Raw genomic sequence first — 996 nt, forward strand, 5'->3', positions numbered from 1 at the left:
CTAGATGATTGATTCCGTGAAGTTGGTGTTAGTGGTCGTAGGCGATGAGTGAGCGTTTGCTGGTCACGCCGGTTTGCCAGTTGTGCCAGATGCCTGCGGACATGGCGAGCAGGCGCTGGGCGGTGCGGGTGAACACGCCTGCCGGGGTGCGTCCGCCGTGCTGTTCGAGGCCGAGTTGGCTTTTGAGGGTCTGGTTGACCGACTCGATCCACTGGCGCACACCGCCGAGGTTGCCGTTGCGGTAGGTCTCGTCCTTGCGGTCCGGGCGTAGCAGCCGCAACTGTTTCGACTCGGTGAGTTTCTTGAACTCTGTGCCGGAGAAACCCTTGTCGGCCAACAAGACTTGGCCGTTGCGGATCAGGTGGTGGTTGTTGTCCAGTAGCGCGGACAGCACCTCGCGTTCGCCGATCTTGGGGTCGGCCAGGCACCACATGACCGGCATCCCGTCCCCGGTGCACACGAGGTAGAGCTTCAGGCCCCAATAGAACCGAGAATGTGACGCGCAGTAACCATAGTGGGCGTAGTCGGCCAGGTCCGAGCGTTTCACCGTCTCCCGGGACATACCGCAGGGCACCGCTGTGGCGTCGGTGATCCACAGGTCGTCGAACCAGGACGGGCAGCACGCGGCCAGTATGATGATTGCCTTGCACAACAAGGGTTGCGCGTTCCTTAAACGCTTGTTGTATCCAGACTGACGAGGCACGTGCGGGAACATGGCCAGCAGTTCGGGGTTGCTGTGCACGTGCCGCATCCAGCGGCGCTCGCCGTTATAGCGCAGCAGGACCTGAGCCACCGCCAGCGTAAGCAACTCACTGTCAGTGAACAGAGGGCGACGGCCCCGTCCCGTGCGAGCCGGGACGACCTGGTCATCGATCAGCACGTAGAGTGCGGTCAGGAGGGTGTTCAGTTCTTTCGTCACGGTTTGATCTTGGACACCCTCCTCCCGGCCATCACACCGGCCTCCTTCACGTGATCTTCACGGAATCAATCATCTAG

General features: G+C 61.3%; 1 protein-coding gene. It reads right to left on the bottom strand.

Annotated elements, in window-relative coordinates:
- Positions 1-28 precede the first annotated feature (28 nt).
- The gene (locus ACFOSH_RS29325) at positions 29-919 is read right to left on the bottom strand and encodes an IS982 family transposase (RefSeq protein WP_378242316.1); all 891 of its coding nucleotides are present in this window, start codon (positions 917-919) and stop codon (positions 29-31) included.
- Positions 920-996: the final 77 nt, after the last annotated feature.

Source organism: Amycolatopsis speibonae (genome assembly GCF_042647925.1).
GTDB classification, from domain to species: Bacteria; Actinomycetota; Actinomycetes; order Mycobacteriales; family Pseudonocardiaceae; genus Amycolatopsis; species Amycolatopsis speibonae.